A 20,038-nucleotide genomic window follows, 5' to 3' on the forward strand; every position below is an offset into this window, starting at 1 on the left:
AGTTTACTCGTACATATTTTCAAACTTCAGTTGTAAAGGAGAATTGCTGTATGGAGATTGCTAAAGGAGTAGAAATGTTACAACTTGAGTTTCAAGAATTTATCATTCACCCAATTCTTTTATGGGATGATGAAATGGCAGTTTTAATAGATACTGGTTTCCCTGGACAATTTGAAGATATACAAGTAGAGATGGAGAGAGTTGGGGTATCTGTTGATAAGCTAAAAGTTGTGATTTTGACACACCAGGATATAGATCATATAGGTAGCCTTCCTAATGTATTGGAGAATGGTGTAAGCGATATTAAAGTATATGCGCACGAGTTAGATAAGTCATATATTGAGGGAGATTTACCTTTATTGAAAGATGTACATGTAGAGAATCCACCAAAAGGAAAAGTGAGTGACACAGTGATTGACGGGCAAGAACTTCCGTATTGCGGTGGGATACTAATTCTTCATACTCCAGGGCATACTCCGGGGCATATTAGTTTATATTTGAAACGAAGCAAAATTCTTGTCGCTGGAGACTCGATGTATAGTGTGAATGGAAAGTTAGGAGGAGTTCATGCTCCAACAACTTTAAATATTATGGAAGCACGGCAGTCTTTGAAGAAGTATTTAAATCTAGATATTGAATCTGTAGTTTGTTACCACGGGGGATTAAGTAAGGGGAATATAAAGATTCAACTTCAAAATTTGTAAAAAATGATAAAAAAGCATGTTTGAAGAAATACAAACATGCTTTTTTATTAAAGGAAACCCATGTAATTTTAACGTCCTAATCCGTTCCAATAAAAAGAAACGATTTCTTGTGCTAATTCATCTATATTTGTAAGAATAGGATTGTCATTTTCATCTTTAAAATTCCCAATTGATAATAAAGATACGAATGCATGAGCGGCAAATTTAGGGTTTCCTTTTTGGATTTCTCCAAATTGCATCGCTTTAGCGAGTGCTTTTTCTAACACTTCATACATGCTATCTTCAGCTTTTTTTAATTCTTTCAATTGTTCTTCAGATAACGACAGTTTTGCATCTTTCATAAAATTTTTCATATCGATATCCATTGTGGCATGTAAGTAAACTTTAGCAAAGTTTAATAATCTCTCTTCTAAAGTATTGTTTGTAGAGAGTATTTGCGACATATTCTCACGTATACGTACCATCATTTGAATCATAGTAGCGGTAAATAAATCTGCTTTTGTTGAATAGTAATAGTAGACGGTTGCTTTCGTAACACCACAAACTTTTGCTACTTCCTCCATAGAAACGACTTGATAATTTTGAGTAAGAAATAACCGAGTTGCAACTTCTAAAATGGTTTCTTTTGTAGATTTTGTATTTTTATTTTGACGAGGCCTTCCAAGAGGGCGTTGTTTTTGTTCCAAATCCATTCGCTCCTGACATGTATTGTTTAGATAATTATAACATAATTTTTATTCATTCTTGATTAATTAACCGACCAGTATATATAATTAATAGTGGAGGAAAAAAGGAAGGTGGGTTTTTTATGAAAAAGCACCCGTTACATATGTTAGGGAGGCTTGTAGCAGGTAAAAATACGCAATGGATCACTTTATCGGTATGGATTCTTATTACATTATTACTTTCATTTACGTTACCACAAGTAAATAGTACGAAAGAACCGAACCCGAAAAATTTACCCGAAACAGCTATGTCGCAGCAAGCGGAAGCACTTATGAAAAAAGAGTTTCCGAATAATGCGGGGAATCCGTTGTTAGTAGTATGGTATAGAGATGGTGGATTACAGTCACAAGATTATAAACTCATACAAGACGTTTATAAAGAGTTAAAAGCTAGTCCTTTAAAGGAACAATCAACGTTACCACCATTTGATACAATCCCGGAACAAGTATTATCAAAAAGCGCTTCAAAAGACGGTACATCATTTGTTACACCGGTATTTTTTAACAAGTCGGCTGGAACAGATATATTAAAAGGAAATCTTGAAGATTTAAGAAACATAGTGAATAGTAAAGTCGATGAAGATCCATTCAAACGAAAAATTAGTGACGCTGGTTTACATGTTCGATTATCTGGACCTGTAGGCATTCAAACGGATGCAGTTAGCTTATTTAGTCAAGCAGATGTGAAATTGTTAGTTGCTACTGTATTACTTGTATTGGTTTTATTAATCTTATTGTACCGCTCACCAATATTAGCGATTTTACCTTTACTTGTTGTTGGCTTTGCATACGGTATTATTAGTCCTACACTTGGTTTTTTAGCTGATTACGGATGGATTAAAGTCGATGCCCAAGCGATATCAATCATGACAGTGCTATTGTTTGGTGCTGGAACGGACTATTGCTTATTTTTAATTTCGAGATATCGGGAGTACTTGTTAGAAGAAGAAAGCAAATATAAGGCGCTGCAACTTGCAATTAAAGCTTCTGGTGGTGCAATAATAATGAGTGCGTTAACTGTTGTACTTGGATTAGGAACATTATTGCTTGCTCATTATGATGCCTTCCATCGATTTGCAGTACCATTTAGTGTTGCTGTATTTATTATGGGAATCGCTGCTTTAACAATTTTACCAGCGTTATTATTAATTTTCGGTAGAGCTGCATTCTTCCCGTTTATACCGAGAACAACTTCAATGAATGAGGGGTTTACAAGAAAGAAAAAGAAAGTCGTAAAAGTTAAAAAATCAAAAGGGGCCTTTAGTAAAAAACTTGGAGATGTAGTAGTACGAAGACCGTGGACAATCATTATGCTTACTGTATTTGTACTAGGTGGATTGGCTTCATTTGTACCACGTATTCAATACACATATGACCTATTAGAATCATTTCCAAAGGATATGCCTTCACGCGAAGGGTTTACGTTAATTAGTGATCATTTTTCAGCTGGTGAACTAGCGCCAGCAAAAGTTGTTGTTGATACGAAAGGAAAAGAGCTTCCTATTAAACAAGAACTAGAAAAATTCTCTTTCGTAAAAACAGTGAAAGAACCAAAAGAGGGGAAAGAAAATAAGCAAATTAAAATGTATGAGGTTTCTTTAGCTGAAAATCCATACTCAATTGAAGCATTAGATCAAATCCCTAAATTGAAAACTCGTGTAGAAAAAGTATTAAAAGATGCTGGGGTTAGTAATGCAGAAGATCGACTATGGATTGGCGGAGAAACGGCTTCATTATATGATACAAAGCAAATTACAGAACGTGATGAAGCGGTTATTATTCCAGTAATGATTAGTATTATAGCTTTATTATTACTTGTTTACTTACGATCAATTGTCGCGATGATTTATTTAATTGTAACTGTTGTTTTATCATTTTTCTCTGCATTAGGAGCAGGATGGATATTACTTCACTTCGGTATGGGAGCACCAGCCATTCAAGGCGCAATACCGTTATATGCATTCGTATTTTTAGTTGCTTTAGGTGAAGATTATAATATCTTTATGGTTTCAGAAATATGGAAAAACAGAAAGACACAAAATCATTTGGATGCAGTAAAAAATGGCGTTATACAAACCGGTAGTGTCATTACATCTGCAGGTTTAATTTTAGCTGGAACTTTTGCTGTATTAGGAACACTTCCAATTCAAGTGCTCGTTCAATTTGGTATTGTAACAGCAATTGGTGTATTACTAGATACGTTTATTGTAAGACCACTACTTGTACCGGCAATCACAGTCGTTTTAGGTCGCTTTGCTTTTTGGCCAGGAAAACTTTCAAGGAAGAGTGAAGAGATACAAAAAGTGGATGCGTAGTTGAAAAAGCCAAGGATATTTTCCTTGGCTTTTTTCAATGTAATTAATTTTTTGAAGTCAAATCATCAGATGCAGCATGATCAGCATCTTCAATATCGGTTTCTGGCATTCCATATAAGCCGTTCATTGCTTGTTCTTCGATAGTAAGATTGGCAGTATTATTATTTTGAATAGGTGTAGCGTTTTCGATAACATTTTCTTTTTTATTTATATTTTTGTTATTCATGTATGAATCCTCCAAATTTTATTTGATTTATTTATAGTATGTGGATGGATTTCCAGAAATATGTGAATTGATTCTTATAGATGTAATATAATTAAATAAACAATTAGGGTGAAATGTAAACTGTTAGGAGTGAACAATTATGGTGAAAGCAAGGAAATTAGCCTCCTAAAATAAAAAGAAAATTTTAGGAGGCTATTAAAATGAAGTTTCATGTAATTGATAGAGAAAATTGGAATAGAGAGCAGTATTTTGAGCATTATTTAAAGTTGAAATGTACATTTAGTATGACTGTTAATGTTGATATCACGATGTTATTAGAGGAAGTATATCAAAAGGGAGTAAAATTTTATCCCGTTTTTATATATTTAATTTCTAAAGTAGTAAATAATCATAAAGAATTTCGAACATCTTTTAATGATGAAGGAGCTTTAGGCTATTGGGAGGAAATGATCCCGAGTTATACAATCTTTCATAAAGATGATAAGTCTTATTCAAGTATATGGACGGATTATTCAAGTGATTTCCGAACTTTCTATAAAAATTATGAAGACGATATGAGATACTATGCTAGTGTCCATGGTCTTTTCACGAAAGAAAATACTCCGCCTAATGTATTTCCGATTTCTAGCATACCTTGGACTAGTTTTACTGGATTTAATCTTAATATTAGTAATGATGCTGATTATCTATTACCTATTATAACTTGTGGGAAATATTTTAATGAAAAAAATAAGGTTATGCTACCAGTTTCATTGCAAGTACATCATTCGGTTTGTGATGGATATCATGCAAGTCGATTTATAGAGGATTTACAGGAGTTAAGTAATAGTTGTAACGAGTGGCTGAAATAAAAACTAATTTTAAATTATATACAAGTGAAAATAAATAATAGAAGAGATCATGTTTATATTGCATGGTCTCTTTTTTATTCATCTAAAGAACAGTGGAAAATATAGGTTGATTTGTAGTTTAATAATAAGTAGAGTGATTAATTTTAATTTTCTTTATTTTATAACTGTATTGTTTACAAAAATATTATCTTGTAATAATAAAGGGGAAAACAAAAATGGAAATAATATCTATAGAAAAAGCTACAATTTTAGATGCTGAAAAATTAACAGAAATAATGACAAGAACATTTGATGAAGAAGCAGAACGATGGTTATGTGGTCAAGGTGATGTTATTGACTATAACATCCAACCACCAGGGTATTCTTCAGTAGAAATGATGAGATATTCAATCGAAGAATTGGATTCTTATAAAGTAATAATGGATGAAAAAATAATCGGGGGAATTATAGTTACGATCTCAGGTAAGTCATATGGCCGGATTGATCGTATTTTTGTAGAGCCTGTTTATCAAGGGAAAGGAATTGGATCAAATGTTATTAAATTAATAGAAGCGGAATATCCAAGCATAAGGATTTGGGATCTCGAAACATCGAGTAGACAAATTAATAATCACCATTTTTATAAAAAGATGGGTTACCAAACAATTTTTGAATCAGAAGATGAGTATTGTTACGTGAAAAGAATAGGGACGAGCTCAAACAAAGAAAGTGTATTTAAAAATGAAGACATGAAAAATAGCCAATACGAAAACTGCAACTTGGAAAATACAGAGTATTATCAAGTAAATTTAAAAAATAGTTCATTTGTTGGCAGCAATATAAGGAATATGAATATGAGCAATTGTAATGTAAGTCAATCCAAGTTTAGAAATATTAATTTTAGAAGTTCTTCATATGCAGATTTAAATCTTTCTGGCAGTAAATTTAGTTTGGTGATTTTAGGTGGAGTTCAATTTAAAGATACAAGTCTTGGAGAAAATAAATATCCTATTTCATTTAATAGATGTGATTTAGAAGGGAGTACGATAAGTAGTAGTAATCTAAAAAATATGGAAATAGAAAATTGTGATATAGCCGGTATGAAAGTAAATGGTATTCCAATGGAAAAGCTGCTTGCGTTATATAATAAAGTAAAAAGTTAACCGGTTAATGTAGATAAGTTTGTTCGTAAAGCTAATATTATGCCGAAATAATTATATAAAAATAACATAAAGAAATAAAGGAGAGAAGGGGTTTCATGCGGGAGGCTAGAATGAATATATGTATTGTTAAGAATATGGAGGGAAGAAAATATGACGATCAAAGTAAGAGCAGTAGAAATACAAGATGCCAGAGCGATTCACCGTATATGCATACAAGATGACGTTTTACCTTATATGATTTTCTTACCTAGCATGCGTGTAGATGCGATGGAAAATAGAATTCGAAATTTAGCACCAAATCAATTTGAATTTGTCGCAGAGTATGATGGGGAAGTTGTAGGATTTGTTGGGTTAACCCAAAGTCCTGGACGTAGATCTCATTCGGGTGATTTGTTTATCGGGGTAGATAGTGAATATCATAATAAAGGCATTGGAAAAGCTCTTCTTACAAAAATGCTTGATTTGGCTGATAATTGGTTAATGTTAGAGAGAGTAGAACTAGGTGTTTTAGAAACGAATCCTAAAGCGAAAACTCTATATGAAAAATTCGGATTTGTAGAAGAGGGAGTAAAGATAGGAAATTTGAAAGCTTACGGAAAGTTTATTAATGAAATTATGATGAGTCGTTTTAGACCTGATGGTTTAATTGTACATAATGGATAGTGAAAGCATGACAGTATAATGTCATGCTTTTTTATTAGAATTTGGTTGTAATAAAAATAATGCAAGACCAATAAAAATAACTGTAATGCCTAGTCCTTGTTGTAAAGAAATAGTCTCATTTAATATAAAGTACGCTAGTATACAAGTCCCAATTGTTTCTCCTAAAATGCTCATGGAGATTACAGTAGCACTCATCCATTTTAATAACCAATTAAAAATCGTTTGCCCTAAAATCGTAGCAATAAACGTCAAACCAATAAAGCATAGCCAAGTTTGTGTAGAGTAATGGATAAGAGATTCGTGTTTCATATAAGCAAATATACCAAGAAAACAGGCGCTACTTCCATAACTAATGAGCGAATACGGTATAAGTGACAAATCTTTACGAACATATTGGCTAATGAAAAAGTATGCGGTAATAATTCCTGCCGCAATAAATGCTAAAATATCTCCGTATAAGGCTTCCCCGCTAATTTGGAAATCTTGCCAGCCAATGATGATACTTCCTGAAATAGCAATGAGACAACCGATAATCGCGCCTCTCGTAAACCTTTCCTTGAATAAAAAATAACCACCAATCATTGAGAATAAAGGTTGTAACGTTACGATAACAGTAGAGCTTGCTACAGAAGTATATTGTAACGATTCAAACCATAGTACATAATGTGCAGCTAAAAATAGCCCAGAAATGAATCCGAATCCCCATTGTCTTCTTGTTATTGTTTTTAGTTCGTTTCGATTGTTTCGATTAAAAAGTAATAATGGCAACAGAATTAATGCAGCGAAAAATAATCGATAAAAAGCAATGATAGTTGCAGGAGCATCTGCCAATTTTACAAAAATCGCTGAAGTTGATAAGGCGAATACACCGAAAAATAAGATGCAATATGAAAGAATAGGTGATTTCAAAGTTTGTCCCTCCGATAGATTGTCTATTATAATAAACTAAATACGATAAAATGTACAAAGGTAAGTATATAAGTCTCGGAGACGATAGAAAAGGATTATTTGCCTTTGTTTAGTAAGTCAACACAAAAGCGATGAAATATATATTATGATGGACGAAGGAAGGATTTACTATGATACATGATAGGCTTGGACAAACTGTATTAAGTTATCGTAAGAAAAATAAGATGACAATTCGCGAATTTGCGGATTATGCAGGAATTAGTACTTCATTAATTAGTCAAATTGAACGAGGACATGCGAATCCCTCGTTAAGTGTATTGGAATTAATAGCGAAAGCGTTAAATGTACCGCTATTTACACTATTTATTAATGAGATTGATACAGATTCACTCATTTCTAAGAAGAAAGATAGAAAGAAAGTATATCGAGAAAATAGCGATCACATAGTTTACGATGTATTAACACCAGATTTTATGAAAGCGCGTATTGAAATGTTAATGATGGACCTAAATAAACAAGCAAATACAACGGAAAATCACTATTCACATGAAGATAAAGAAGAAATTGCTGTTGTTATGAAAGGAGAAGTTTATGTGGAGTTAGAAGGCAAAGAGTACTTCTTAGAAGAAGGAGATGTTGTACGTATCCCGCCAAATGTGAAACATCGTTTTTTGAATAAGAGTGATGAATCCAATCATATTTTATTTGTATTGACGCCATCTTTAGGATGAGTATAAAGTGATTTTTTTACGGGGGATAGAAAGATGGAAAATAAAACTGTTTTAAAAGGTGGCTTGTCAATTGATTGGGATTTTGGACATGTTTTTAAATTCTCATATAGTTACTTTGATCATATTAGGAGGGCTCCAAAATATAAAGATATAACTTTAGAGAAATTCCGATTTGTTATGAATACGTAATGAAGCCTAATGGTCTGTATTAAGGTACAAAAATATAAATTTATTTGTTGTTAGTATATTATTTTAAAATATGTAAGATTTTACATGAGTATTTTACTTTTACTAATTATGTAAATAGGCTATACTAAAATACATACATTTTAGTATTGGAGAGAGAAGTAAAACGACATGGAATTAGTGAAATTGGAAAAAGTAATTGAAATAAAGAAAGAAGAACTTTTATATTTAGTATCAGATTACGGAATTCAACATGAAAAAGTATTGGCATTAAGTCAAGAAATAGACAAACTGATTAATTACTTTATGTTTTTAAAATAGGAAGAACTATGACATGATGTGAAAATGTTATAGTTCTTTTTTATTTGGAAATTCAGATGTATATTCTATATACTAATAATAGATGGAATATTCTGTTTTAGAGGAGGCGGATACATGATATTACATACGTACATTTCAGGAGAAGGGGAACCAATCGTACTTTTACATTCTGGTGGTATGACAGGTTTAGTAGAATATGAAGAGCAGGTAGCATTTTTTCGAGAACAAAATTATCAAGTCATTCGCCCTGATTTAAGAGGGCATGGAAAATCAGGGGGGACATTGGAGAATTATTTCCTACGTTCTGCAAAGGATTTATATGATACGTTAGAGCATCTACAAATTGATAGATGTCATATAGCGGGTGTTTCACTAGGGGGATTAATCGCTTTATTATTTGCAAAAAAGTATCCAGAGAAAGTGAGAACATTAACTTTTTCAGGAATCTTTCCGGTTAAGAGGGATAATTGGGAAGAGTCTCTGGAGTATGAAGCGAAGTGTCACGAGCAATTGATGAAAAATGAAGAAGTTATAACGTATATGAATCAAATTCATGAAAAAAGTGATCGGAAAGCATTGCTTGAATCGTGGCAAGTTAAAGATTGGTATCCTTTCGATGAAACTGGTGATGTAGCGAATCTTCAAATACCTACACTCTGTATTGCTGGGGGAGATTCAGAAGATGAAGTTACAGCTGTTACAACGTTCAAACAATTAAACGGAAATATTCATATTGCCGTTATTCCGTTTGCCGGTCATTTAGTACATAATGATCAACCAAAAATTTATTCGGATATATTGTCTAATTTCTTACAGAATGCGCAAGTTGCTAGTCGAATATAAGGACTTTTGGGTATAATAATAAAGGAATTATTAATTGTATCGGTTAGGAGCGCAATACATATGAAAACAGTTGTTGTCATCGGTGGAGGTATAACGGGACTTTCTACTATGTTTTATTTAGAAAAATTAAAAAAGGATTATAATATAGATTTAAATTTAATCCTTGTAGAAAAAGAAGAGTACTTAGGTGGGAAAATCCATAGTGTAGAAGAAAAGGATTTTATTATGGAATCCGGAGCAGATTCTATCGTTGCTCGTAATGAACATGTCATGCCGCTTATAAAAGATTTAAATTTAGAAGAAGAAATGGTATATAATGAAACGGGTATTTCTTACATATATTCTGATAATATTTTACATCCAATTCCTTCTGACACTATATTTGGGATACCGATGAGTGCCCGATCGTTGTTTAGCAGTACGCTAGTATCAACGAAGGGGAAAATTGTTGCTTTAAAAGATTTCATAACGAAAAATAAAGAGTTTACAAAAGATACTTCTCTTGCTGTATTTTTAGAAAGCTTTTTAGGAAAAGAGTTAGTAGAAAGACAAATTGCTCCGGTGCTTTCAGGTGTATATTCTGGTAAATTGAATGAGCTTACTATGGCGTCTACACTACCGTATTTACTGGATTATAAAAATAAATATGGAAGTATTATTAAAGGTTTTGAAGAGAATAAAAAGCAGTTTCAATCAGCAGGAAACAAAAAGTTCGTATCATTTAAAGGTGGATTATCTACGATTATTGATCGTTTAGAAGAAGTGCGGACTGAGACGGTTGTTAAGAAGGGTGTTGTAACGACAGCTGTAAGTAAACAAGGTAATCGCTATGAAGTCTCCTTTGCAAATCACGAATCAATCCAAGCTGATTATGTTGTTTTAGCAACTCCGCATGATATCGCAGAAAGTTTATTACAGTCTAATGAGTTAAACGAGCAGTTTCATACATTTAAAAATTCATCACTTATAAGTATTTACTTAGGATTTGACATACTAGATGAACAATTACCAGCGGACGGCACAGGATTTATCGTAACAGAAAACAGTGATTTACATTGTGATGCTTGTACATGGACAAGCCGGAAGTGGAAACATACATCTGGAAACCAAAAGCTATTAGTGAGAATGTTTTATAAGAGTACGAATCCGGTATATGAAACGATTAAAAATTATAATGAAGAAGAACTAGTACGAGTCGCTTTATATGATATTGAAAAGAGTCTCGGAATTAAAGGTGAACCAGAAGTAGTTGAAGTGACAAAATGGAAAGATTTAATGCCGAAATATCATTTAGAACATAATCAAGCAGTTCAAACATTACAAGAAAAAATGACGGATCTATATCCTAATGTATACTTAGCAGGTGCCTCATATTACGGTGTCGGTATTGGTGCGTGTATTGGAAATGGAAAGAACACTGCAAATAAGATAATTGCAACATTAAATGAACCGCCAAATTAATATAGCATACATATATAAATAAAATGTCCCTCCAATATAACGGAGGGACATTTTATTTATTTTACTTGAATTGAGATCTTTTTATTCGTTGTATGATTCTCAGTAATCGTTAATGTTATATTACCGGATTCTTTAAATGAATATGATGAGAGTTGATAAAGCTCTTTTATACCATGTTTCTCTTTTAATTTATTGGCAGGAAGTAATGTTATGTTCGGTTTCCATGTTTCCTGTTTACCTGAAGGATAGTTTACTATTATTTCTGGATTATTTAATTGCATTGGTTTCCAAGAGGCAAAATGTAGCTTAACTTCTGTATCTTTTTTTAATAATTCTTCTGAGAAATATCCAAGCTCTCCAACGTTACCGAAAACAGTAAAGTTTTGATTTTGTAATGTGATATCTAAATGTTTAGGTTGATATGTTGCTGCGTGATAGATTCCATATGAAAGAGAAAGAGTAGCGGCGATTAAAATGCTGATTGAAAATGTCTTAAAGCTATTGCCTTTAAAACTAGTCATCATGAATGAGTTTGGAGTGAACTTTTTTGCGAATAAAAATATGAGTAATATGAGTAAGAGGGATAAGCTGATGAATATATACAAAGGAAATTTACACCTCCACAATAAAATAATGTATTGACTATATTTTACCATAAATGTATGGGGTAGGGTGTTGTTTTAGAAGGGAAAAGTGAGTATGGAATAAAGAGATGATCAATGTACTATGATCATCTCTTTATTTTTCGCATCATGTAAATGCAAGAAGGGTTACTCTTAGTTCGTATTGAATTAAGAGGGTAGGCTACTCTTGAAATATTTGATTAATGGGACATTGAGGACTTTCCTAATTATAAATATGTTTTCTGCTATAATGAATAAGTAGAAAGAAAGGAGTGATCCTATGGCATTTCCTATATTAGAAACAGAACGTTTGCGTTTAGTTGAAATAGAACAATCTTATTGTCAAAAAATATATGAAATCTTTTCATTGGATGAGGTAACGTGTTATTACGGTATGAATTCTTTTACAGAATTTGGACAAGCTTCACGTATGATTGAATCTTTTTCAAAAAATTACTTTGAGAAAAAGGCAATACGATGGGGGATTGTATTAAAAGAAACAAATACTTTAATAGGTACAATTGGATTAAATAATTTACAATTATGGAGTAAACGATCTGAAATTGGATATGACTTACATCCTCGTTATTGGGGGAATGGTTATGCGTCAGAAGCAGCCAGGGAAATTATTCGTTATGGATTTCAAGATTTAGGCTTATTTAGAATTGGTGCTATTACATACCCTGAAAATGTTACTTCTTGTAAAATGTTATGTAAAATAGGTTTTCATAAAGAAGGATTATTACGTGGATATATTCATCAAGGAAATAAGCAACATGATGCATTATTGTATTCTATAGTTCGAACGGATGTTGAAGATCTAAATTTATAATAAAAAACCCCTCTTAAATAAGAGGGGTTAAGTAAAAATTAACCTAACTTAGGTAATAAACGTTCTCCGCTTTTCATGCTACTTTTACATAAAGGGCATTTAGGCTCTTCTTCAAATGAAAAGTTCTTTCTCATCCATCCTAAACAATCCTCTGCTTCACATTCCCAGACAGGGGTTTGTTCTGGTGGTACTTCTGCTACATCGTTCTTTCGATTGCGATACATGTAACCACTCCTTTTATGTAAAAAATTTTAGTTATATATTAAAAAGGTTGTTAACCGTGCTGGTAACAACCTTTTTATTGTTTGAATTATAGCTTTACAACGTTTTTAGCTTGAGGTCCACGGTTACCGTCTTCAACTTCGAAGCTAACTTCTTGACCTTCGTCAAGAGATTTGAAGCCGTCGCCAGTGATAGCTGAGAAGTGAACGAATACGTCGTTGCCACCTTCAACTTCGATGAAACCGAAACCTTTTTCGCTGTTAAACCATTTTACTTTACCTGTTAATGTCATGGTAATGCCTCCTAAAAATTAAAAAGATTACAATATGTTCGGCCTTATTTGAATGAAAAATAAAATTTCACATATTATCAAAAACCCATAAGGAATATAAAATGTTCCTGATTGATACTTGATAATATGCAAAGAAAATATACTGTTAAATTGACCTTAATTACTATCTTACAACAAATGGTGGGAAATAGCAAGTGCTGGTAATACCAGTGTGAAATCGGATGGTAAAAGACACAAAAACATCTCTTTTATTTATATATTATTCCTAATTTTGGTTTATGCAAAATCATGTAAAAAATGGAGTGAAATATTATTAATAGGTCACTTGTGGTAAAATATGGTTGTTAACTGATGGGAATTAAATATTAATAAAGGAAAAGGAGGAAAGAGAGTGAAAAATAATTCATTTAAAATAATTGAAGCAGCAAAAACAGGGAGAAAAAAAGTCCATCCAATCTTTGCTGTAATATTAGCCATTATATTTTTGACTTTAGGTGAACTATTTATGTTGTTTATGTTATTTTTACCGAAAGTTGAAACAACATTCATGAAAGGGATTTATGATAATATTAGAATGCTGTTAACATTTGGAGGAGCTATACTCATTTTATTTATATGGATTCGTTTTGTAGAAAAAAGGCCATTTTCATCCATTGGTTTTTGGAAAGAGAAATGGATGAGAAAGTATTTAAAAGGTGCATTAATAGGATTTGTATTTATTTCAATACCAGTTATTTTGCTGTTACTAATGGGAAGTGTAAAATTACAAGTACAACATATTACCTCAACAGTAATAGTAGGTATATTAGGATCCTTAGTTGCATTTTTAATACAAGGGGCAACTGAAGAAATTATTGTACGAGGTTGGTTATTCCCGGTTCTTTCTACTAGAGGTCGTATATGGGTTGGAATAATTGTTACTTCTTTTTTATTTGGATTTCTTCATCTCCTTAATCCGGGAATTACAATATTATCTATATCGAATATAATATTAGTTGGAGTATACGCAGCTTTATACGTATTGAAAGAAGATGGTCTATGGGGAATATGTGCATGGCACTCAATTTGGAATTGGGCGCAATATAATGTATATGGTTTCGCCGTTAGTGGTACAAATGTGTATTCCACTCCGATTTTTAAGTCTATAACAAATGGACCAGAAATATTGCATGGAGGCACATTTGGTATTGAAGGCAGTATCATTACAACAATAATGCTCTCCATCGCTTCAATTGTTTTATGGAAACAGTTATGGGGGAGAAAAGCGAAACAAAGAGATTTTAGTTAATGAAAGAGGGAGAAACTATGGGGATTATAGCGTTTGAGGGAGCAAGTGCGGTTGGTAAGAGCACAACGTGTCGTGAGTTAGAAAAGAATTATGGTGCTTATATTATACCTGAAGTGAATTTATTATTTGAAAGACCAAAAAATGAACATAGAACATGGTATTTTGAAAAACAAGTAGAGCGCTGGAAAATAGCAATGCAGAAGTCAGAGCAATATAAATTAGTAATACTTGATGGAGACATTTATCAGCCGCTTAGTTATAATTGGTGTTTCCATTTTGAAATATTTGATCAGCCATTATCTTTAATAGAAAACTTTTATAAAGAAAAGCTGATACATAGGGAAATTGGTTTTCCTGATCAATATTTTTATTTATATACGAATGATGAAGAACTTAGAAAACGGAAAGAATTTGACGAGACAAAAAGAAGAAGAAACTTTGAAAAACATTTACATATATCAAAATCGTTTCAACGTTATTATGAAAATTTAAATGCCATTACAGACGGGTACTGCAAAATAATTGAAGCGAAAAGTGTAAAAACGAATGAACTAGAAATTGTAAATAACTTAAACAGTTTACATGTGTGTGAAGAGAGTCGTTTTGATGTTTCGAGATTAGATGCGATTACGAAGTGGTTAAAAGAAAATCGCGCATAAAAAGAACGAGTACCTTATAAGGTACTCGTTCTTTTTATGCATATTGAATATGTAAGTTCGTTTCATAAATTGTTTTTAAAATTTGTAAGTTTGCTTGTTCATTTTTATGAATAGCATTTTTATATTTAGGTAAGAAAAGTTGAGAAGGATAAACTGGGAGTTCACCACAAATATCAATACCATAAATAGATTTATTCATAATTAGAGAATGAATAAATTGTAAAAGTCTAGATAATTTCATGTGCCCTTGATCCCAATTGGTAATAGTAACTTTTGGATCTAAAACATCTTTATCAATGCTTACATATATTGTTTCTGTATGAATATGTGAAAGTATTGTATGTATGGATACTTCATGTGATATATCAATTGGAAAAATTTCTACGTATGGACAATCATTAGAATGAATTGTAAGAGAAGAAGGCCCAATAATGATTACCTTCTTTAAATTATCATTATTTCGAAGAGAAAATGATACCCAAGATCCACAGGAAATAAGAGTCTGTTCATTCGCTCCCTGTAAGTTCATATCAGTATGATGATCAAATAGTATAAGGGTAAAAGGCTTGTTTATTTCTTCTAATAATAAATGAGATACATAATGATAATTTCCAGAACCTATAAAAGTAATTCCTTTATTCTTTCTGCGATTTAATGCTCTTTTTATATGCATTAAAGAAGTGTTTTCGCAATATAGATTTGCGTGTTCTAAATGAGTAAAATCAATATCTTCATGTGAATAAGAATGTAGTTTATTTTGTAATAAATACGTATCATCAAAGTTTAAAAAAGTTAAACCGTTATGCAATAAACTCATATTTATTCATCTCCTTTAAATATAAGGCTATCATTTATTTTTATAAAATTAAAATGAAATGCTTTGAGTGGAATTAGTATTTAGAAAAGATAGTGTTTTTGACAGAATAATCTTTCAATTTTTAAAGAAAAGAAATACAATATAAGGAAATATGTATGTACTTCAGGAAATAAAAAATATATAACAAATGGAAATAGCAACAAAGTATAATCTTCATCAGATTTGTCTTGAAATAGGTGATAAGTGGTATTCCAATTTTGATGTAACTGATTATTTTGGTAATGTACCATGTGAAATTATGGATGTAAGAGATTTGAACTTTGAAAAAGCTTCTAAAGCAATTATTTGTACTAAAGGTTCAATAAACAAGGAATTCATTAAAGAATTGCCTGATGAATGCAGGGGAGTCATTACAGATGATGGGACATTGTGTCAAATTATGCATGCAGAAGTTTCAAAATGGAATAGTATTTAATATGTTCTACAGCACTTAAATCGAGACGTATCTGAAGTTATTGCTTTTGGAGATGACTACAATGATATGGAAATGATAGAGAAGTGTGGGATTGGTGTAGCGATGAGCAACGCTATTGAGGAATTAAAGGCAGTCGCTAAAGTTATTGCTAAAAGTAACGATGAGGATGAAGTTGCTACATTTCTAGAAAGTAAAAGTTATGTTTATGTTGACTAGTATGAAAAAATTGTAGTAAGCAGCGAAAAAAGAGATGCTGCATCTGTTTTTGATAAATAGATATTATGAATGAGATATGCGGGAGGAAACGAGCAAGATGAAAACATTCTTTAAAATAATTGGAATTATAGCTGGCATGGCGGTAATCGGAGTAGGTTTAACATATGGTATGCTGTATTATTTGAATAATAGTAAACCAGCTGCGAAAAAGGCATCACCCGCTGCTCCGGCAGCAGAAGTGCTGGCTGATAGTAATGTAAAAGCTGAAGATGCAAAGGTTTTAGAAAATGGCAATCATTCATTACCAAATAGCGGCTTTAATAAAAATTTTAAATGGACAGATGAGAAAATACAGACAGCGTTACATGAAATGGCACATCAAAAAACGAAAGCTGATCAAAAGTGGGGCTATATTTTTATTACACAAGAACGTATTGAAAGTTTACTTGATATTGTAAAGAACAATGATCTAGTACAAGGAAAAATATATGCAGATATTTTAGAGAGATGGAAACAAGGAAAATATGAAAAAATGGATGCGGATCACAATCAGATTTGGAAATTACAAAGCGGGAATTTAGGCGAAGGAACAGGAGTAATGTCAGAAGCGGAACAAAAAGAGTTGATTAATCAGGTGTTTATGCAAAAAGGTACATATTCAGGTAGTAAATTAATTGCAGGTGGGGGACAGACTAATAAATAAGAGATATGTTGAAACACCTTTGTCATCATAATTACAAAGGTGTTTTTGTTGACACAAGAAATAAATGGGAATATGATTCATATATGAAATAAAATAGAGGGGCTTACATATGAATAACAGAGAGCTTTACGGTAATATTCGTGATGTTTATCATTTACTCCAAAAAAATCTAGATAAGGCAATTGAACAATATGATATAAGTTATGTACAATTTGGAGTGATTCAAGTACTCGCAAAATCTGGGAAAGTATCTATGTCAAAGTTAATTGAAAACATGGGATGTGTTCCAAGTAATATGACAACAATGATTCAACGGATGAAGCGAGATGGTTACGTAATGACAGAGAAGAACCCGAATGACCAACGTGAAACGCTCGTTTATTTAACTAAAAAAGGTGAAGAGACGAAAAAGCAAGTAGATGTGCAATATAGTGATTTTTTAAAAGAGAATTGTGGTTGTTTTACGAAAGAAGAAGAAGGACTTTTAGAGGCTTTATTATTAAAGTGGAAGAAACACTTGAATTAAATATAGTAAAAATGTAACATTCTGTTACATTTTTATTTATATAAATACTTCATATGTGAAATAAAAACTAGTACAGTGAAAATTAAAGAAGGGATAATAATAAATAATTATTTCATATGTGAAATAAAGGGGAGTTATATATGGAGTTAAAGTCAATGATACGTATTTTGGCAATTGTAGCTTTTTTTGTTGGATTAGATTCATTATTAGTGGCACCTTTATTACCAGTAATTACAGAAACAATTAGTATCCCTGATGGGAGTGGAGGGTTATTAATTACTATTTATGCACTTTGTTATGGAATAACTGCACCCGTATTTGGAATGATGTCTGATAGAGTTGGAAGGAAACGTATGATTATAATAGGGTTTATTATTTTTTCTATTTCTACATTTTGTACGGGATTAGCGAAGAATTTTGAAATTCTTTTATTATTTCGCGGTCTAACAGGTTTATCTGGTGCAATGATTATGCCAAGTATTTTTGCATTAGTAGGAGATAAAGTTACATATGAGTCAAGAGGAAAAGCGATGGGAACAATTATGGGAGCAATGATAGGTTCAACAGTCATTGGAGTACCTATAGGCGCATTTTTATCTGAAATAGGAAATTGGCAATGGACATTTTATAGTATAGGACTTTTAACTTTATTTCTGACATTACTAATTAATCACATATTAAGAAATGAAAAAGAGAGAGAGGATGTGCATGTTTCTTTAACGGAAATGGTGGATGCACCATTGAAAATGACTGTAGTAAATATATCAGTTTTATTTGCATTATTAGCAACGTTTCTATGGACAATTGGATTACATGGCATGTTTTCATACATAGGTGTTTATTATGAGAATAATTTTGGAATTTCTGTTGGTAAAATAGGTATAGTAATTTTTTTGGCAGGAGTTGGTAGTGTAGCTGGTAATATTTTAGGTGGAAAATTAGCTGATAAAATAGGAAAGAAGAGTGTTATAGTCATTGCGAGCATTGTATCCTCAATTAGTGTAATGTTATTCTCGCTTTCCACAGAAAATCTAGTAATTGCAATTATTGTACATATTATTTGGAGTTTATTTATTGGATTTGGACAAGCATCATTAACGGCACTAATTTCAGAATTAAAACCAGCTGTGCGAGGGACTGTAATGGCATTAAATAGCTCTGCCATGTATATTGGGATGACTATTGCTTCTGGCGTAGCGTCACTTGCCATAAGTAATGGATTTCCGTTTTTTTCTTTAGGAACAATCTGTGCAATTGCTAGTTTACTTGTCCTTCCAATCATATTTGTTCTAGTTAAAGAAAAAACATCACCTAATAAAAAGAAGATGACTATATAAGTGGTAGTAAAGAAAACGTGGGTTGATATTCTTTAAAGGATTTCAACTCATGTTTTCTTTCATATTATTTTATACTTTCATAACCTTTAATAGTGAAAGAAACGACTGTACTACAGGAGAAATCCATCTAGATTTATGATAGATTACATGGCTTTGAATAACTGTTGGAGTTTCAATAGGCTGAAAACAGAGTTGCTCTTTTTGACAACTTTCTTGTACAACGATGTAAGGAAGAATTGAAATTCCTAACTCACACATAACAGATTGTTTAATAACTTCAACGTTGGACGTTTCAAATGTTTTAGCTGGAATATTCCCGCTTTGACGTAAAAAACGATCTACCATTGGTCTATAACCGCAGCTTTGTTCGGTAAAAATAAACTGAGTATCCTTTAATAAATAAAATGGGTTAGAGTGTATACAGTAATGGGGAGGTAAAATCCATCCAAATGTTTCATTACTAAAAGTACGTGTAATAAAATCATTATGTTCTATACTTTCTCCAATTATGAAGACAACGTCTGTTTCTCCTTCACGTAATTTTTGTAATGCTTGTTCGTTTGTGTTTGTTTCAAGTACGATATTTACTTTCGGATTTTTCTGTTTATAAGCGCGTAATAATTGTGGTAAACGGTACACGGCTAATGATTCGTTTGATGTAATACTCAATGTACCTTCTAATTGATCGGTATTTTGAGGGATTTCTTGCGCTTTTTCATAAATTGCAAGTAATTCTAAAGCATAAGGATGAAATTGATGACCTGCTTTTGTAAGAAGTACTTTTTTTCCTAACCGATCGAAAAGAGGAATATGTAAATCGTTCTCTAATGCTTTCATATGCGCTGTAACTGTAGATTGCGCATAACCTAATGCATGAGCAGCTTTAGAAAAACCACCATACTTAACAATCGCACAAAATGTTTTAACGTGTCTCATTTCCATAAACAATCCCTCTTTTATTATCATGATTT

Annotated in this window: 24 protein-coding genes and 1 pseudogene; 17 read left to right on the top strand and 8 right to left on the bottom strand. The window is 32.1% G+C overall.

All coding sequences use genetic code 11. The features are described from left to right. The first annotated feature begins 50 nt into the window (after positions 1-50). Positions 51-704: an MBL fold metallo-hydrolase gene (locus ACTFR9_RS04655; RefSeq protein ID WP_000401487.1), complete on the top strand. Its 654-nt coding sequence runs from the start codon at positions 51-53 to the stop codon at positions 702-704. A gap of 68 nt (positions 705-772) precedes the next feature. Here ACTFR9_RS04655 and ACTFR9_RS04660 read toward each other — a convergent pair whose 3' ends face one another. Beyond that, a complete protein-coding gene (locus ACTFR9_RS04660) occupies positions 773-1,390 on the bottom strand; it encodes a TetR/AcrR family transcriptional regulator (RefSeq protein ID WP_000436042.1) in 618 nt (205 codons plus the stop codon). A gap of 122 nt (positions 1,391-1,512) precedes the next feature. Between ACTFR9_RS04660 and ACTFR9_RS04665 the strand changes: the two genes are divergently transcribed. Further along, a complete protein-coding gene (locus ACTFR9_RS04665; RefSeq protein WP_440048956.1) occupies positions 1,513-3,744 on the top strand; it encodes an MMPL family transporter in 2,232 nt (743 codons plus the stop codon). Between the two features lie 43 nt (positions 3,745-3,787). Here the strand turns inward: ACTFR9_RS04665 and ACTFR9_RS04670 are convergent, their stop codons facing one another. Further along, positions 3,788-3,970, bottom strand: coding sequence for a DUF4021 family protein (locus tag ACTFR9_RS04670; protein WP_001060594.1), 183 nt, complete (start codon positions 3,968-3,970; stop codon positions 3,788-3,790). A gap of 200 nt (positions 3,971-4,170) precedes the next feature. Between ACTFR9_RS04670 and catA the strand changes: the two genes are divergently transcribed. The 3 genes from catA (at position 4,171) to ACTFR9_RS04685 (ending at position 6,626) form a co-directional block, all read left to right on the top strand. Continuing rightward, complete coding sequence (gene catA / locus ACTFR9_RS04675; protein WP_071742213.1) at positions 4,171-4,821, top strand: type A chloramphenicol O-acetyltransferase; 651 nt, start codon at positions 4,171-4,173, stop codon at positions 4,819-4,821. 215 nt (positions 4,822-5,036) lie between these two features. Then, positions 5,037-5,963, top strand: coding sequence for a GNAT family N-acetyltransferase (locus ACTFR9_RS04680; protein ID WP_000402866.1), 927 nt, complete (start codon positions 5,037-5,039; stop codon positions 5,961-5,963). Between the two features lie 150 nt (positions 5,964-6,113). Next, a complete protein-coding gene (locus ACTFR9_RS04685) occupies positions 6,114-6,626 on the top strand; it encodes a GNAT family N-acetyltransferase (RefSeq protein WP_000153561.1) in 513 nt (170 codons plus the stop codon). Positions 6,627-6,647: 21 nt separating this feature from the next. Here the strand turns inward: ACTFR9_RS04685 and ACTFR9_RS04690 are convergent, their stop codons facing one another. Further along, positions 6,648-7,535: a DMT family transporter gene (locus ACTFR9_RS04690; protein WP_229136347.1), complete on the bottom strand. Its 888-nt coding sequence runs from the start codon at positions 7,533-7,535 to the stop codon at positions 6,648-6,650. A 170-nt stretch (positions 7,536-7,705) separates the two neighbouring features. Between ACTFR9_RS04690 and ACTFR9_RS04695 the strand changes: the two genes are divergently transcribed. The 5 genes from ACTFR9_RS04695 (at position 7,706) to ACTFR9_RS04715 (ending at position 11,077) form a co-directional block, all read left to right on the top strand. Continuing rightward, entirely contained in the window at positions 7,706-8,266 is a 561-nt protein-coding gene (locus tag ACTFR9_RS04695; protein ID WP_000581024.1) for a helix-turn-helix domain-containing protein, read from the top strand. Between the two features lie 33 nt (positions 8,267-8,299). Then, positions 8,300-8,455, top strand: coding sequence for a hypothetical protein (locus tag ACTFR9_RS04700; protein ID WP_000428945.1), 156 nt, complete (start codon positions 8,300-8,302; stop codon positions 8,453-8,455). 168 nt (positions 8,456-8,623) lie between these two features. Then, complete coding sequence (locus ACTFR9_RS04705) at positions 8,624-8,773, top strand: aspartyl-phosphate phosphatase Spo0E family protein (RefSeq protein ID WP_000424361.1); 150 nt, start codon at positions 8,624-8,626, stop codon at positions 8,771-8,773. Positions 8,774-8,887: 114 nt separating this feature from the next. After that, positions 8,888-9,616: an alpha/beta fold hydrolase gene (locus ACTFR9_RS04710; RefSeq protein WP_229136346.1), complete on the top strand. Its 729-nt coding sequence runs from the start codon at positions 8,888-8,890 to the stop codon at positions 9,614-9,616. A gap of 60 nt (positions 9,617-9,676) precedes the next feature. Then, the gene (locus tag ACTFR9_RS04715) at positions 9,677-11,077 is read left to right on the top strand and encodes a protoporphyrinogen oxidase (RefSeq protein ID WP_229136345.1); all 1,401 of its coding nucleotides are present in this window, start codon (positions 9,677-9,679) and stop codon (positions 11,075-11,077) included. Between the two features lie 56 nt (positions 11,078-11,133). On the opposite strand, the gene ACTFR9_RS04720 is transcribed toward ACTFR9_RS04715, so the two are convergent. Next, the gene (locus ACTFR9_RS04720; protein ID WP_000275268.1) at positions 11,134-11,682 is read right to left on the bottom strand and encodes a hypothetical protein; all 549 of its coding nucleotides are present in this window, start codon (positions 11,680-11,682) and stop codon (positions 11,134-11,136) included. Between the two features lie 298 nt (positions 11,683-11,980). Here ACTFR9_RS04720 and ACTFR9_RS04725 point away from each other — a divergent pair, with 298 nt between their 5' ends. Further along, positions 11,981-12,532 (top strand): GNAT family N-acetyltransferase, encoded by a 552-nt coding sequence (locus tag ACTFR9_RS04725; protein WP_000885380.1) that lies wholly within the window; start codon positions 11,981-11,983, stop codon positions 12,530-12,532. Between the two features lie 38 nt (positions 12,533-12,570). Here ACTFR9_RS04725 and ACTFR9_RS04730 read toward each other — a convergent pair whose 3' ends face one another. Together ACTFR9_RS04730 and cspD are read right to left on the bottom strand one after the other, a co-directional pair. Then, positions 12,571-12,756 (bottom strand): cold-shock protein, encoded by a 186-nt coding sequence (locus tag ACTFR9_RS04730; RefSeq protein WP_000286198.1) that lies wholly within the window; start codon positions 12,754-12,756, stop codon positions 12,571-12,573. Between the two features lie 86 nt (positions 12,757-12,842). Further along, positions 12,843-13,046 carry a cold-shock protein CspD gene (gene cspD, locus ACTFR9_RS04735; protein WP_000176368.1) on the bottom strand — a complete coding sequence of 68 codons (204 nt, stop codon included), beginning with the start codon at positions 13,044-13,046 and terminating at the stop codon, positions 12,843-12,845. Between the two features lie 391 nt (positions 13,047-13,437). Between cspD and ACTFR9_RS04740 the strand changes: the two genes are divergently transcribed. Further along, a complete protein-coding gene (locus tag ACTFR9_RS04740; protein ID WP_000794828.1) occupies positions 13,438-14,334 on the top strand; it encodes a CPBP family intramembrane glutamic endopeptidase in 897 nt (298 codons plus the stop codon). Beyond that, positions 14,334-14,993, top strand: coding sequence for an AAA family ATPase (locus tag ACTFR9_RS04745; protein WP_000657887.1), 660 nt, complete (start codon positions 14,334-14,336; stop codon positions 14,991-14,993). Before ACTFR9_RS04740 ends, ACTFR9_RS04745 begins: the two co-directional genes overlap by 1 nt. Positions 14,994-15,027: 34 nt before the next feature. On the opposite strand, the gene ACTFR9_RS04750 is transcribed toward ACTFR9_RS04745, so the two are convergent. Then, the gene (locus ACTFR9_RS04750) at positions 15,028-15,810 is read right to left on the bottom strand and encodes an arginase family protein (RefSeq protein ID WP_000054634.1); all 783 of its coding nucleotides are present in this window, start codon (positions 15,808-15,810) and stop codon (positions 15,028-15,030) included. A gap of 187 nt (positions 15,811-15,997) precedes the next feature. Here ACTFR9_RS04750 and ACTFR9_RS04755 point away from each other — a divergent pair. From ACTFR9_RS04755 to ACTFR9_RS04770, 4 genes and pseudogenes are all read left to right on the top strand, one after another. Next, positions 15,998-16,501 (top strand): annotated as a pseudogene (locus ACTFR9_RS04755) (HAD hydrolase family protein); the annotation flags it as partial. Between the two features lie 97 nt (positions 16,502-16,598). After that, positions 16,599-17,204 (top strand): PRK06770 family protein, encoded by a 606-nt coding sequence (locus ACTFR9_RS04760; RefSeq protein WP_000846580.1) that lies wholly within the window; start codon positions 16,599-16,601, stop codon positions 17,202-17,204. A 109-nt stretch (positions 17,205-17,313) separates the two neighbouring features. Next, entirely contained in the window at positions 17,314-17,730 is a 417-nt protein-coding gene (locus ACTFR9_RS04765) for a MarR family winged helix-turn-helix transcriptional regulator (protein WP_001065034.1), read from the top strand. 140 nt (positions 17,731-17,870) lie between these two features. After that, complete coding sequence (locus ACTFR9_RS04770) at positions 17,871-19,067, top strand: MFS transporter (RefSeq protein ID WP_000421208.1); 1,197 nt, start codon at positions 17,871-17,873, stop codon at positions 19,065-19,067. Positions 19,068-19,136: 69 nt separating this feature from the next. On the opposite strand, the gene ACTFR9_RS04775 is transcribed toward ACTFR9_RS04770, so the two are convergent. Next, positions 19,137-20,009 (bottom strand): LysR family transcriptional regulator, encoded by an 873-nt coding sequence (locus ACTFR9_RS04775; RefSeq protein ID WP_074610295.1) that lies wholly within the window; start codon positions 20,007-20,009, stop codon positions 19,137-19,139. Between the last annotated feature and the right edge of the window lie 29 nt (positions 20,010-20,038).

Source organism: Bacillus cereus group sp. MYBK222-1 (assembly GCF_051916425.1).
GTDB classification, from domain to species: Bacteria; Bacillota; Bacilli; order Bacillales; family Bacillaceae_G; genus Bacillus_A; species Bacillus_A paranthracis.